The organism is Staphylococcus sp. HMSC068G11 (assembly GCF_001815825.1).
Lineage (GTDB): Bacteria > Bacillota > Bacilli > Staphylococcales > Staphylococcaceae > Staphylococcus > Staphylococcus epidermidis.
In genome coordinates this window covers 13,898-28,369 of record NZ_KV822054.1, presented here as the reverse complement: position 1 = coordinate 28,369, position 14,472 = coordinate 13,898, and the positions used below count along the sequence as shown (strand labels likewise).

Genomic DNA, 14,472 nt, shown 5'->3' with positions numbered 1-14,472 from the left:
TATGTATTTAACAATAATAATGAAATAAATTTGGTATATTACTCAACAATTTGATTCACTTTTACATTTCATTATGAATATTAAAAATAAAAAAATCGCTCCCTCTCACAGCAATTGTAAGGGGAGCGTATCTATTTAATACACGTGTCCTAATTAAAGGAGCCCAAATAAAATACTACCACCTTTTAAATAAAAATAAAAGTCCCACTTTAATGTTTCTGTTATAAAGCGAGACATATTTTTAAATTAAAATATAGTTACTTGATTAATCATTAAAGTCTTCGGCGTCTTCAAAGGCTTCTTCTTCACCTTCAGCAATATCTTCGTCTTCGTCTTCATCAATAACGATATCTGTATCATTCATTTCAACATCATCTTCATCATTATCTGACTCGTCTAATGTTTCTTGATCTTCTGTTTGAGCAGGAATATCGTCATCTTCATCAGTGTCGTCATCACCTAATAATTTAAGGTTTTGATCTTCTTCATCTTCGTCATCTAGAATATCGAATTTTTGAATTGTTGGTGCGATTTTTTCCTCAATATCATCTACAGAGTACCAGTCACGTAGACCCCAAAGATTTTCTCCTACATTTAAAAAACGACCATCTGTGTTTAAATCGGTATAGAATTGGACTATTCGATTTTCAATATCTTCATACTCATATCCACCTAAAGATTTAAATTCATCAATAATATCATATAAATTCATCGTTGTTTGTTTATCATTTAATAAAGTATAGGCCATGTCGATAAATGATTTCTCATCAATCATTTCTTTTGTGTAATCTTGAATTTTCATATAAAAATACTTCCTTTCAAAGGATTTTCTTTAAATTAACGTCAAATAATCATTTATTAATAGTAACAAAAATAAATTATAAATGACAAGTTGTGATTTAGCAATCACTGTTAATAATTAATATATTTTTCAAAACGTGTATAATCCTCAGTTTCCTCTATTGCTACAAAATTACTATTCAAGCACAATGGTTTTAACTCATTACGTTCGCCATATAAAGTAATTGATAAAACTTCAATGTTTTCAAAATGTTTACGTATATACGTTGCTAATTGACGTAAAGCACTTTCTGCAATTCCTTCATTTCTATTTTGCTTATTAACCTCGATTGCAGAAATATTCATTTTATTATCATTTTGTTCTAGTGCAATAAACCCTACCTTTACATCATCTTTAAGCAAATTAATCACATGAATATCATCACTATATGCTGACTCCCCCTCTTTTAACCTTAAAGAAGACACATGTTTTGAATCTAAATCTAAATAATAGAGTCTTTCTTTCCCCATAGGTCCTTCTTCTTTTGTAGCTGTATGCATAAAACCTGCACGTTCATAAACGTTCCAAGCGCTTTGATTTTCAGCGTCTACTACTAAGTATAAATGTGTAAAATCAGGAAATAATGCTTGAACATACTCTGGTAAAAACATCATCATTTTTGTCCCATATCCATGGCCTTGAAACTTTTCATTAACTGACAATGAACGTACATAAACAACATTGTTTGGTGTATCATAACCTTCATGTTGATAATAACGATGCAATACGAAGAACCCCACTACTTTTCCTTCTTTATTTAAAGCTACATTGGCAATTCGATTTTCATCTTTTAATGCATCATCTAAAACAGTTTGAGGTAATGAAGAATATATTTGTTGTCTTTCACTTAATTCAAATTGGTTAAGTGCATTTCTATATTTTTCTTCATATACTTGAACTGTAATATCATCAAAATCCCTTTTTATAAACATTGCTTTACCCCTATCTATTAATTACCATTTATATTATATATGAATTAAATAATTATGACTATCGGACTCGTTATGTATAACATTTTCTCTTGCTCAACATCATTTTACCCTAATTCAACTCATTACAACCTCATTTTATTAATATGTATGTCATCACTATAATGACTACCCTATATTTATTATTAACTTTATTATTAAAATAAGTGTATCTTAATAAGAGCTTTCTATAAATATTCACTTGTTTTTCAGTTAATTTACTATACTATAATGAGTGACAATAATTGTTATGGAGTGATAGACATATGAAGATTGGAATTGATGCTGGAGGCACTTTAATTAAAATTGTACAAGAGCATGACAATCGCAGATATTACAGAACTGAATTAACAACTAACATCCAAAAAGTCATAGATTGGCTTAACAATGAAGAAATTGAAACATTAAAGCTTACAGGTGGAAATGCTGGAGTAATAGCAGATCAAATTCATCAATCACCTGAAATATTTGTAGAGTTCGATGCATCATCAAAAGGTTTAGAAATTTTATTGGATGAACAAGGTCATCAAATTGAACATTACATTTTTGCTAATGTAGGAACAGGTACTTCTTTCCACTATTTTGACGGAAAAGAGCAACAACGTGTTGGAGGTGTAGGTACCGGAGGTGGGATGATACAAGGTTTAGGCTATTTATTGTCCAATATAACAGATTATAAAGAATTAACGAATTTAGCTCAAAATGGTGATCGTGATGCCATTGATTTAAAAGTAAAACATATTTATAAAGATACTGAACCACCAATTCCTGGAGATTTAACAGCAGCAAATTTTGGAAATGTATTACATCACTTAGATAATCAGTTTACTTCAGCTAACAAACTTGCCTCTGCAATTGGTGTCGTTGGTGAAGTTATAACAACTATGGCTATTACTTTAGCACGTGAATATAAGACTAAGCACGTTGTATATATCGGTTCATCATTTAATAACAATCAATTACTACGTGAAGTTGTTGAGAATTACACTGTTCTAAGAGGATTTAAACCATACTATATTGAGAATGGTGCTTTTTCAGGCGCTTTAGGAGCACTTTACCTCTAATAGGAAGATGAGTGGAAGCAAATTGGTATTGATTGTTACTTACCTTACCATCTAACTTACTTTATACGTTGAATTTTCTCAGTGTTAGCTTCAAACATCATTTTACTATCAAATTTATAATATTCGTTTATAAAAAATCACCCCAAAAGTTAAACTAAAATCTAACTTTTGGGGTGTAAATACTATAAACACATGTTGCAGACTTTTTCTAATATAATCAATTAAAATGTTGCTTCATTTGACAATTTTTGCGCTGATACAACAGTACCTACAACACCTGATTTCAAATCAATCGCTACTGCTTTATTATCATCGCGTAACTTGTCTAACCATTCACTAAAGACTTTACCTTCAATTTCAATTAAATCACATTCTTCAAAATCTTGATCACGTACTTTACGCGCTCTACTCTTAATACTCCAAACAGGCATGATGTGAGGTTTATTATGGTCATCATCTGAAATCATAATAAAATTCTTTTCACCTTTGTTTGTCAATCCGTATACTTCGTCATATTTTGCGACATCTTTAACAAACTCTCTCATTCTTATATCATCTAATTCAGACATTAACTCATCAGTCATTTTAACTATATCTACAATGTTTCCTTCTTCACCATTATTCACATTAACTAAAACTTTGTCACCAGGATCAAAGATTTCATCCATTTCATATGTTACAAAACGGTCAATATCTGCTCTAATGATTTTGTCGTATTCGATTGAATGATGTAACAAATAAGACTCAGCAACATTTTCGTCTGTCCACATAGCAATAAATGGCAAATTCTCATGTTGTATTCTAATTAATTTTTTATTTTTTGAAGCAAAATAAATATATTCATTAATCAAAATATCTTTAAAAAATGCTTCATATTTGTATGACATACTTAACCCTCAATTCATAAGTTATTCATAGTGTTTCTTACTTTAAATCTTAAAATACTAACGATTGATAGTCAATAATGTTAAAATTCAAATCTTATTTGTAAACTGGGACATGATTGATTATTCTAACTTCTTTATCAAACACTACTTAATATCCTTAAAGAATCATACACTTATAATCCAGCTTCCAATATAAATTGTTGTTCATATCGATTAATTAATTCTTTATTTTCTCCATGCCAAATGCAGCCAAATCTAGAATTAACTTGATTCTTTCCATACCAATCTCCATCGTAATAGGAAAGTGGATAAAGTACACCTAATTCTACGTATTTTAAAATAGCATTATAGAATTTTGTATTATCTCCATTAGAAAAGTAACTGTAAAATTTATGATATCCATGAGTTAAATCTTTTGCTAAAAGTAGCATACTCGTTGATCCGTTTTGCCTAAAATTTAAATCAATCGCATAAACATCATTTTTATCATCTACTAGTAAGTCAAAACCTGCTACACCAAAAAAACCTTTGCTTACGCCTATTTCCATAATCTCTCTACCAGCGTCTATTACATTCTGAGGCACATCATTAACATTTTCATTTCCGTTGTAAAATCCATAGTCATTAGTTAACTGTTGCGCTGTTCCTAAATATTTGATACCAATATCATCTGAATAAGCAAATTGTACACAATAGTTATTCACTGCATTAATTTTTTGTTCAATGATTAAATGTTCAGTCTCTGCTGATGCATTGTTGATGCGTGTGATAGCTTTATCTAAATCTGTATCATTATAACAAATCATAACACCATATCCTCCTGCTGTAGGTAAATCATCGCCTGGTTTTATGACAAATGGATACGACCATGTTTGAATACGAGATTCAAAATCTTTAATTGAGACAATTTCTCTTTGTGGTAGATATTTGTTATTAGTCCATTCCGGAATTCGTGCTTTATTATTAAGAGCAACAAAAACATCTTTATCAAGTGCATAATATTCTTTAGGTAGAATATCTTCATCATGAATATATTGAAAGTAGATTTTTTTACCGTAATGAAGAGCTAAATTCCTTATCAAGCTTTCATATGTTTCTTGATTATTAAATTTATAAGTATGTGGTGGAATTTCCCTACCCACTATATTAAAAAGTTGTTCTAATTTGTTTGTAACACTTGCCTCATGAACAATGACAGGAAAACGATTAGCTATAAGTAATTCTCTTCCAGTTAAGAAATTTGATTGATGTTCATCTGGTTTCAACCATGGATTCGACACATATGAAGGTCGAGATGTGTAAACAATGTCATCATTATACAAATCACTAAGTGTGAGAAACGGACCATTTACTTTATTATTCATTACTTAACATGCCCCTTTATATGCGTATGCTCTTCAATTATTTCGTCTAACAACGGTTTATTTTCGATTAATTCTAGTCCCATTAATGCTAAAATTTTTGCACCTCGAATTAGTGCCTGATCACCTTGTAAACTTGCAGCCGCTTCTCTAAAGCGGTGGGTATGTCCTACAAGATTTCGAGAACCAATTTTAATATGTGGATGGATTGTTGGTACAACATGACTTACATTACCTGTATCTGTAGATCCATAACCAAAATCATCATCAATCACTTCTTCTCCTAATTCAGTTGCATATTTTTCAAATAAATCATCAAGTTTAGGCGCTTTAATAAATTCGTTTACACCATTCTGGATAGGACCAAATTCAAAATCACACCCAGTTTGAATCGCAGCACCTCTTGCAATTTGGTTTACTTTTTCAGTTAAAACATCAAGTTCTCTCCGCGAAGTAGCTCGAGTATAAAATCTCGCATGTGTAAAATCAGGTATAATATTAGCCGCTTTACCACCGTCTAAAATAACCCCGTGAACTCGTTGTCCTTTTTTAATGTGTTGCCTTAACTGTGCTATACCATTAAAATATGAAATCATTGCATCTAAAGCGTTTAATGCTTCATCTGCATTTTCAGATGCATGCGCACTACGTCCATAGAATTTAATATCTAGAACATCTACAGCTAAAGTATTAATTGTACGATAGGTTTCATTTCCAGGATGAATCATCAATGCCACATCAATTTCATCAATGACACCTGCTTTAACATAAGAAGCTTTTGCGGAGCCATTTTCCCCACCTTCTTCAGCAGGACATCCCAAAACGACTACTTTACCACCAATTTCATCGACGACTTCTTTTAGTGCTACTGCAGCAAGTACGCTAGCAGTACCAATAATATTATGCCCGCACGCGTGACCAAGACCAGGTAAAGCATCATATTCAGCTAGAAATCCTATAACCGGTCCAGTCATATCAGAATCATACGTTGCTATAAATCCTGTTGCATGTCCTGCAATATCCGTTTCGATTTCGAATCGATTTGCTCTTAATTGGTCAATTAACGTTCTCGATGCAAAAATTTCTTCATTGCCTAATTCAGGGCGTTCATGAATACGATGACTTATTTCAACATAATCATATTTATTATTCTCTATAAAATCTAATATCTTTTGTTTATTATGCATTGTATCTAACTCCCTTTGAAACTTTGCGTATCAATCATTCTTTTTTAATTATTACTTATTTTATCGGATTTAATATTGGTTGTCATTAATTTTTACACAATTTTCTTACAATTTAAAAGATAACAGTCTATTAGTTTAGAAAAATTGTAAATGTATATGAGTATTGTTACAATCTATTTATTGAATTAAACAAAAATTGCTATATAGCAATAAGGAGGATAAATGCATGACTAAAATGAATGTAGAAAGCTTTAATTTAGACCATACTAAGGTTGTTGCACCTTTTATTCGTCTAGCCGGTACTATGGAGGGTCTTAATGGTGATGTCATACACAAATATGACATTCGTTTCAAACAGCCTAATAAGGAACATATGGATATGCCTGGTCTACATTCCTTAGAGCATTTAATGGCAGAAAACATTAGAAATCATACTGATAAAGTAGTAGATTTAAGTCCTATGGGTTGTCAAACTGGATTCTATGTTTCATTTATTAATCATGACGACTACGATGACGTATTAAATATTATAGATCAAACATTGCATGATGTGTTAAATGCTAGCGAAGTTCCAGCTTGTAATGAGGTTCAATGTGGTTGGGCTGCAAGTCATTCTTTAGAAGGTGCTAAAACAATTGCTCAAGCATTCTTAGATAAAAGAGAGCAATGGAACGACATCTATGGAGAAGGTAAATAGTTAACCATTTAACCATACAACTAAGCATAAAACGCTTAATTAATATCATTATGGAGAAATGTCGAATAAATCTTCCCTTCGACATTTCTCTTTTTTTATAAAAAACCTTCTAAAATGCTAACTAGTCATCATTTTAGAAGGTCTTATTTTCTGAAAAAATTATAATTTTTTAATGGCTTTAATAAGCACAAATTGCAATGGTAATCTAGAATAAAGTGCCCATTTAGGTAGTTCTTTGTCACCTAATGGCAATCCTTTACGAGCCATATAAATATTTGCTGGGAACACTGCTAACAAGAATAAATTAATACCCTTTTTCAACCATGATGCTGGCCTTTTAATAAGCAACATGATACCAAAAAAGATTTCTATGACCCCTGTTACCAATACGGCAGTTTTTTGTAAAGGTAAATAATCTGGAACAATATTTCTAAATTGTCTCTCTCTAGTAAAATGTAAAACACCAGCTGTTCCAAATGCTAGTCCTAATAAGAATCTTAAAACCTTCATTGATGCTCAACCCCCATTTCTTTTAAATAACTTTTTCCATATTTAGGTAATTCTACGTTGAAGTTATCTGCTATTGTAACACCGATAGAGCTAAATGTCGTGTCTTGTGAAAGTTCATGATAATCTTTAATTTTTGGACTAAACATTAAAAGTGGAATGTATTCACGTGTATGATCTGTACCTTTAGCAATTGGATCATTACCATGATCAGCTGTAATAATAACTAAATCATCTTCTCTTAAATGATTCATTAATTCAGGTAAACGAAGATCAAAATCTTTAATTGCTTGAGCATAGCCTTCTTTATCACGACGATGGCCATACAATGCATCAAAATCAACTAAATTAAGGAAACTGATGCCTTCAAAATCTTTTTTTACAACTTCAATCAATTGATCCATACCATCCATATTATTTTTAGTACGTATAGCTTCTGTCACGCCTTCACCATCATAAATATCGTTAATTTTACCAATCGCGATTACATCATAACCATTATCTTTAAGGCTATTCATCACTGTTCGTCCAAATGGTTTTAACGCGTAATCATGTCGATTAGAAGTTCTAGTGAAGTTACCAGGTTCTCCAACATATGGTCGAGCAATGATTCTTCCTATTAAATATTTAGGATCTTTTGTTAGTTCACGAACTTTTTCACAAATCTCGTAAAGTTCTTCAAGTGGAATCACGTCTTCATGTGCAGCAATCTGTAAAACTGGATCAGCACTAGTATAAACTATTAAATCTCCAGTTTTCATTTGATGTTCGCCCCACTCGTCAATAATCTGAGTTCCTGAAGCAGGTCTATTTGCTACAACCTTGCGTCCAGTCATTGATTCAATCTCTTTAACAAGCTCTGCTGGGAAACCATTTGGATAAACCTTAAATGGTTGCATTATATTTAACCCCATAATTTCCCAATGTCCTGTCATTGTATCCTTGCCTACTGAAGCTTCACTTAGTTTGGTATAAAACGCACCCGGATGCGTAACTTTTGAAACAACAGGAAGCGGTGCAATATTTCCTAATCCAAGTTGTTCTAGATGTGGTAACTTTTGCTTAAATCCTTCTAAAGTATGCTTTAAAGTGTGTGATCCTTCGTCATTGAATGCCGCTGCATCAGGACCTTCGCCTATACCTACTGAGTCCATAACTATTAGATGAATTCTTTTGAACGGTCTAGTCATCATTTACATCTCCTACTCGGTTATTATTTTATGAATTAAGGTTGGAGCTTCGCCCTTACTCTCAATAGTAATACTATTGTCTAGTTTGTTTAAAATATCATCGATCTTTTTGGTGTTTGTATGAATAGTTAAAATATTTTCACCCTTCTCAACATGTTCTCCTACTTTTTTATTTAACACGATACCTACACCTAAATCAATATCGTCTTCTTTTGTTTGACGACCAGCGCCTAACATCATTGAAGCAACGCCTATCTCATTAGCTATTATTTCAGTTATAAAACCATCTTTTTTAGCTTTAAATTCAACTTGATATTTCGCGCTAGGCAACTTTTCAGGAGAATGCACAATTGAGTCATCTCCTCCTTGATTCGATAGAAATGTTTTGAATTTGTTTAAAGCTTTTCCTGTTTTTATAGCATCGACTAACATCTGACGCGCTTCATCTAAAGATTCTGCTTGTTCAGCTAAGACAACCATTTGAGAACCAAGTGTTAACACAAGCTCTGTTAGATCTTTCGGTCCATTTCCTTTTAATGTTGCGATAGCTTCTTTTAATTCGAGCGCATTACCAACTGCATTTCCTAAAGGTTGACTCATATCTGAAATAATAGCCATCGTATTACGACCTACATTATTACCGATTCTAACCATCGCATGCGCAAGCGCTTCGGCATCATCTAGCGTCTTCATAAACGCACCACTGCCAGTTTTGACATCTAGAACAATTGCATCTGCACCAGCAGCAATTTTCTTACTCATTATGGACGAAGCGATGAGGGGAATAGAATTAACTGTTCCTGTTACATCCCTCAATGCATATAATTTTTTATCAGCTGGTGTGAGATTGCCTGATTGGCCTATTACTGCTACTTGATTATCATTTACAAGTTTTATAAAATCTTTTTCACTGATTTCAACATTAAATCCCTTAACTGATTCTAATTTATCTATCGTACCCCCCGTATGTCCTAGACCACGACCACTCATCTTTGCAACTGGAACACCTACTGCCGCTACTAATGGGGCAAGAACGAGTGTCGTTGTATCACCGACGCCCCCTGTAGAATGCTTGTCTACCTTTATACCATTGATATCGCTTAAGTCGATTCTCTCTCCTGAGTTAACCATTGACATTGTCAATGCGGCTCTTTCTTCATCATTCATATCTTGAAAGAATATCGCCATAGCTAAACTTGAAGCTTGGTAATCTGGAACTTCCCCACGAGTGTATCCGTTTACAAAAAATTCTATTTCTTCTCTTGTTAATGACTTACCGTCTCGTTTCTTTTCTATGATGTCAATCATTCTCATTATTCATCATTCCCTTAGACAATAAATTTAGTATTAGTAATCAGTATTCGACTCAAGTCCTTGAATAATTTGCACACCGGCACTAGCACCAATGCGTGTAGCACCCGCCTCAATCATATTGTTAAAATCTTCTAGATTTCTCACGCCACCTGACGCTTTCACTTCTAAACGATCACCAACAGTATCTTTCATTAATTTTACATCTTCAACTGTAGCACCCCCACCAGCAAAACCTGTGGATGTTTTAACAAAATGTGCACCTGCCGCTTCAGATAATTGACATGCTTTAATCTTTTCTTTCTCAGTTAATAAAACAGTCTCAATAATGACCTTAACTGTTTTACCATTGGCTGCTTGAACGACGGCTTCGATATCATTTTGCACTTCATCAAAACGACCATCCTTAAGTGCTCCAATGTTTATCACCATATCAATCTCTTGAGCGCCATTATTAATCGCATCTTTTGTTTCATAAGATTTAACTGCTGTAGTTGTTGCACCTAGTGGAAATCCAATAACAGTACACACTAAAACATCAGTTCCTTTAAGTTGTTCAGATGCATATTGTACGTGTGTAGGGTTCACACATACAGACTTAAACTGATATGCTTTTGCTTCATTTATAATAGTATCAATTTGTTCCTTTGTTGAATCAGGTTTTAATAATGTATGGTCTATTAATTTTGCTTTATTCATCATTTTTCCTCCATGTTTTTAGTTTATTACTATCTCAGAATATTAAATCTTCACATAACTTTAATATATCTTTAAAAAACAAAACATATTTACCTTTAATTATATAGTACAAAAATTCGCAAAAAAGATAAACAAATGTTATCTTAAAATGGTAATATAACGGTTATAATGATATTGCGAACTGACTATTAAGGAGAAGATATATTATGACAGAAAGTACACCTCACATTAACCCAAATGGAGTTAAAATAGCTAAAACTGTATTAATGCCAGGCGATCCATTACGTGCTCAATATATTGCTGAAAATTTTTTAGAAAATGTTGAACAATTCAATACAGTACGTAATATGTTTGGTTACACTGGAACTTATAAAGGCAAAGAAGTTTCTGTAATGGGGTCTGGGATGGGGATTCCAAGTATTGGCATTTATTCTTATGAACTTTACCATTTCTTTGATGTGGATACAATCATTCGCGTAGGTTCGTGTGGCGCTCTTCAAGAAGATGTCAATTTATATGATGTAATTATTGCACAAGCCGCTTCTACAAACTCAAATTATGTTGATCAATTTAATATACCGGGTCACTTTGCACCTATTGCTGATTTTAATCTAGTAGCGAAAGCTAAGAAAGCTGCTGATGAAATTGGTGCCGTATCACACGTAGGTAACGTTTTGTCATCTGATACATTTTATAATGCTGATTCAACTTTTAATGATTCATGGAAAAAAATGGGTATCTTAGGTATCGAAATGGAGTCTGCAGGTTTATATTTAAATGCCATCCATGCAAATAAAAAGGCTTTAGGTATTTTTACAGTGAGTGATCATATTCTAAGAGATGAAGCCACTAGTGCAGAAGAGAGACAAACATCATTTACTCAAATGATGGAAATAGCACTCGAAATAGCCGAATAGAAAATATAAAAATAGAGTGGGATGACAAACACTAAATGCGTTTGTCGTCCCACTCTTTTCAAATAGCTACACTAAAAATATTTGAGATCGTCAATTTAAAAATTAAAATGTAAGTTACTAAAAATTAATGACCTAAATAAGATTGTAGCATCCAATTATGCTTATCAACTGAAGTTTGCATGCCGATAAACATATCTTCTGAAACGTCATCACTAGCGCTTCCAGCCACTTCAATTGCTTGTTCTAATTGTTTAGAGATTTTAGAAAAATCTTTAGACAATTCTTCTACCATTTCTTCAGCTGAATAATGTTTTCCTGCTTCATTTACTATTGATTTATCTAAACACTCGGAAAGTGTTCCTATTGGATTACCACCTATTGCCAAAATTCTTTCTGCTAAATCATCAACATATTGACTAGCTTCATTGTATAATTCTTCGAATTTTGTGTGTAAAGAAAAGAAATTAGGGCCTTTAACGTACCAATGGAAATTATGCAACTTTGTATAAGCTACCGTCCAGTTTGCGACTTGTTGATTTAATTCTTTGACTACATCTTGTTGTTGACTCATATCAAACACTCCTTCGGACCTCATTTTTACAATAGTTATTATATTATAATAATTCTAATTTGTAAAGTAAAATAACACTAAGAGACAAAATAAATATTACTTTAATTTCTCAAAAAATCTGTCTAAATGATTTCAATTTTGAGCTTGTTCATCTTCTTTTATTATCAATTAAATCATATTTTATCAATTAGGTTAGTTTGATTTTTTCATTATCATCAAGAAAAAATGATTTTTCATAATCAGTTGGCTTGTGCCAATGTGTTTTCCACATTTTATCTCGATTATTTGCAAATAATCGATATCCTAAATCTCTTAATGGTTTGGGAATTAATCTTAATCCTATTCCAAGAAATTTAGAGTGATTAGGTAGTGACGATATCAATGTTGCAACAGCCTGTGATTCAAATTCTAAATGATTCCCTTTTTGAAGAATAACACTATTCTTATTTTGAGCATCAGGATAATTTTCAAAAAATTGTTTACCTATTTGACCTTTAATTGTTGCAAACTCATATTTATGTGAAAGTCCATTTTGAATTAACCAAATTGCATAGTTATAACAATAAACACAATTTCCATCATAATAAATTATTGGCATGTGTATACACTCCTTTTTCATTGCTTAATTATTTATATTCCCATTTAGGTATAATAAATAAACCTTATTAAGTTAACATCATTCTAACTTAATAAGGTTTAAATCACTAGGAAATGTATAGTTATAATCTACTTTATAAAATGAATCAGTTATGTGTTCTTCATACGACTGATTACACGATTAGTCATGATTCACTTTGACGATACGCGTATATTTTAAAAACTGTGACGAATATTTTTGCTTAATTTTTTCTATAGAGTCATATGTAATACCAATAATATGCCAATTAGGATTAAAATGATAAAAAGAATCCTTATTTTTTGACCACTTAATCATGCTTCCATCTTTATTATATCTTGGTAATGTCACTTCATAGCCTTCAAGTACATTAATATATGTTTGGAAAATATCCACATCGATGCGATTGAAGTTATCAATGACTAAATAACTTTTATCTTTCTTAGGCATTAGGTGTGTAATGAATCCTTCACGATAATATAGCGCTCCTGACTCATTTGGTAAATATTTACCATAAAGCATATCTTCAGTAAAATCTGGATGTCCACTTGTAATCACAGGGTTTGCATTAGTTTTTTGGAGTAATTCTTCAGCAGCCTTTAAGCCTTCTCCTTTTTGCTCAACAACTAATAATACAAAAGGTTTTAAACTATCATCTTCAGCATTTTGAGTTGATAGTTCTGCTTTTTTTACTGTTTCAAAAGGATGTTTAATACCATTATTCATACTCATGTCCAAAATGGCATCGTATTGAGCTTGTGACATACTTGCTATTGACTGTTTCGCATTTTCTTGTAAGAAATACAAATTCTTCAATTTAGGATGTTTATTCAAATGACCTAATGAAATGGGCTTAATATCTTTCTCATAAAAAATTTCAATAGCTGTACTATTCGTTCGACCTGGTATAGGTGGTTTCTCATGTAAATGCTTTGATACTTCGCCAATACCGATAACCGATTGATTTTGATATTTATTATATATAATAATGTTATCACCTACCTCTAGTTGAGTGTAAAAATGATAACCATTCCTTTTGATTCCATTAAATGTATGAGTAAATATAGTATAGTTTTTACCAGGTTCAAACGCTTCTGTTTCTGCTAATAAAAAATATCGAGGAATTTTTGATTTTCCTTTACCTAAACTAACTATTAACTCAAATTCTGACTCTCTGATTTGGTTGAAAAGTGTTTCTCTCATGTTACTCATACGAAAATCGAGTACTTCACTTCTTTTAAGATAATCAGTTGTAAGTGGTTTTAGCGTTTCTTTAAATTTAAATTCTACTCTTATTTTATTTTGAGCACCGGATTGCACACTTATAATTTCACCTATACCTAAAAGACCAGAATCTGTTTGTACTTGATAAAAAATCACTTGATCTCCAGCTTTAGCTTTTTTAAATGCTCTATATCCTTGTGTAGGATTAAAATGTGCGCCAGATTCAAATAACGCTGTCTGTCCCACTAATGGTTCATTATGATTCCATCTATTGTAACCACAATTAAGCCAAAAATAGTTAATTTCCTCAGTCATTATAATGCTCCTTATCCTAAAATTAATTTATGTTCTATTTTCATATCATTCACTCTAAACAACCATGGGTCTCATCAGTAATCACTTTAATGTGATCATCATTATTATTAAATATTT

15 protein-coding genes are annotated in these 14,472 nt (G+C 32.0%); 3 read left to right on the top strand and 12 right to left on the bottom strand.

Annotated features, from left to right (window positions below):
• Positions 1-265: 265 nt before the first annotated feature.
• Positions 266-802 carry a DNA-directed RNA polymerase subunit delta gene (gene rpoE, locus HMPREF3058_RS00585; protein WP_002491186.1) on the bottom strand — a complete coding sequence of 179 codons (537 nt, stop codon included), beginning with the start codon at positions 800-802 and terminating at the stop codon, positions 266-268.
• A gap of 110 nt (positions 803-912) precedes the next feature.
• Positions 913-1,773: a GNAT family N-acetyltransferase gene (locus tag HMPREF3058_RS00580; protein WP_070731036.1), complete on the bottom strand. Its 861-nt coding sequence runs from the start codon at positions 1,771-1,773 to the stop codon at positions 913-915.
• Positions 1,774-2,075: 302 nt separating this feature from the next.
• On the opposite strand from HMPREF3058_RS00580, the gene coaW reads away from it, so the two are divergent.
• Positions 2,076-2,873, top strand: coding sequence for a type II pantothenate kinase (coaW, locus tag HMPREF3058_RS00575; protein WP_002458722.1), 798 nt, complete (start codon positions 2,076-2,078; stop codon positions 2,871-2,873).
• A 221-nt stretch (positions 2,874-3,094) separates the two neighbouring features.
• Here coaW and HMPREF3058_RS00570 read toward each other — a convergent pair whose 3' ends face one another.
• The 3 genes from HMPREF3058_RS00570 to HMPREF3058_RS00560 all read right to left on the bottom strand — a co-directional run bounded on the left by HMPREF3058_RS00570 (position 3,095) and on the right by HMPREF3058_RS00560 (position 6,308).
• A complete protein-coding gene (locus tag HMPREF3058_RS00570; RefSeq protein WP_002447806.1) occupies positions 3,095-3,760 on the bottom strand; it encodes a DUF2750 domain-containing protein in 666 nt (221 codons plus the stop codon).
• 173 nt (positions 3,761-3,933) lie between these two features.
• Complete coding sequence (locus HMPREF3058_RS00565; RefSeq protein WP_002491191.1) at positions 3,934-5,124, bottom strand: L-aspartate--L-methionine ligase LdmS; 1,191 nt, start codon at positions 5,122-5,124, stop codon at positions 3,934-3,936.
• Complete coding sequence (locus HMPREF3058_RS00560; RefSeq protein WP_001829962.1) at positions 5,124-6,308, bottom strand: M20 family metallopeptidase; 1,185 nt, start codon at positions 6,306-6,308, stop codon at positions 5,124-5,126. Before HMPREF3058_RS00560 ends, HMPREF3058_RS00565 begins: the two co-directional genes overlap by 1 nt.
• Before the next feature lie 226 nt (positions 6,309-6,534).
• On the opposite strand from HMPREF3058_RS00560, the gene HMPREF3058_RS00555 reads away from it, so the two are divergent.
• On the top strand, positions 6,535-7,005 hold the full coding sequence (locus HMPREF3058_RS00555) for an S-ribosylhomocysteine lyase (protein ID WP_001829929.1): 471 nt from the start codon (positions 6,535-6,537) through the stop codon (positions 7,003-7,005).
• A 159-nt stretch (positions 7,006-7,164) separates the two neighbouring features.
• Here HMPREF3058_RS00555 and HMPREF3058_RS00550 read toward each other — a convergent pair whose 3' ends face one another.
• The 4 genes from HMPREF3058_RS00550 to deoC are packed head-to-tail and all read right to left on the bottom strand — an operon-like array spanning position 7,165 to position 10,712.
• Entirely contained in the window at positions 7,165-7,515 is a 351-nt protein-coding gene (locus HMPREF3058_RS00550) for a DoxX family protein (protein ID WP_001829969.1), read from the bottom strand.
• The gene (gene deoB / locus HMPREF3058_RS00545; RefSeq protein ID WP_002496991.1) at positions 7,512-8,702 is read right to left on the bottom strand and encodes a phosphopentomutase; all 1,191 of its coding nucleotides are present in this window, start codon (positions 8,700-8,702) and stop codon (positions 7,512-7,514) included. The genes HMPREF3058_RS00550 and deoB overlap by 4 nt, the downstream gene beginning before the upstream one ends.
• Positions 8,703-8,714: 12 nt before the next feature.
• The gene (locus HMPREF3058_RS00540; RefSeq protein ID WP_002491189.1) at positions 8,715-10,016 is read right to left on the bottom strand and encodes a pyrimidine-nucleoside phosphorylase; all 1,302 of its coding nucleotides are present in this window, start codon (positions 10,014-10,016) and stop codon (positions 8,715-8,717) included.
• A gap of 33 nt (positions 10,017-10,049) precedes the next feature.
• Positions 10,050-10,712 carry a deoxyribose-phosphate aldolase gene (gene deoC / locus HMPREF3058_RS00535; RefSeq protein ID WP_002458726.1) on the bottom strand — a complete coding sequence of 221 codons (663 nt, stop codon included), beginning with the start codon at positions 10,710-10,712 and terminating at the stop codon, positions 10,050-10,052.
• 206 nt (positions 10,713-10,918) lie between these two features.
• On the opposite strand from deoC, the gene deoD reads away from it, so the two are divergent.
• Positions 10,919-11,629: a purine-nucleoside phosphorylase gene (deoD, locus tag HMPREF3058_RS00530; protein ID WP_002447810.1), complete on the top strand. Its 711-nt coding sequence runs from the start codon at positions 10,919-10,921 to the stop codon at positions 11,627-11,629.
• 124 nt (positions 11,630-11,753) lie between these two features.
• Here deoD and HMPREF3058_RS00525 read toward each other — a convergent pair whose 3' ends face one another.
• The 3 genes from HMPREF3058_RS00525 to HMPREF3058_RS00515 all read right to left on the bottom strand — a co-directional run bounded on the left by HMPREF3058_RS00525 (position 11,754) and on the right by HMPREF3058_RS00515 (position 14,355).
• The gene (locus HMPREF3058_RS00525; protein WP_001829900.1) at positions 11,754-12,200 is read right to left on the bottom strand and encodes a Dps family protein; all 447 of its coding nucleotides are present in this window, start codon (positions 12,198-12,200) and stop codon (positions 11,754-11,756) included.
• 187 nt (positions 12,201-12,387) lie between these two features.
• Complete coding sequence (locus tag HMPREF3058_RS00520; protein WP_001829885.1) at positions 12,388-12,798, bottom strand: thiol-disulfide oxidoreductase DCC family protein; 411 nt, start codon at positions 12,796-12,798, stop codon at positions 12,388-12,390.
• Positions 12,799-12,978: 180 nt separating this feature from the next.
• Positions 12,979-14,355 (bottom strand): EVE domain-containing protein, encoded by a 1,377-nt coding sequence (locus tag HMPREF3058_RS00515; RefSeq protein WP_002491193.1) that lies wholly within the window; start codon positions 14,353-14,355, stop codon positions 12,979-12,981.
• Positions 14,356-14,472: the final 117 nt, after the last annotated feature.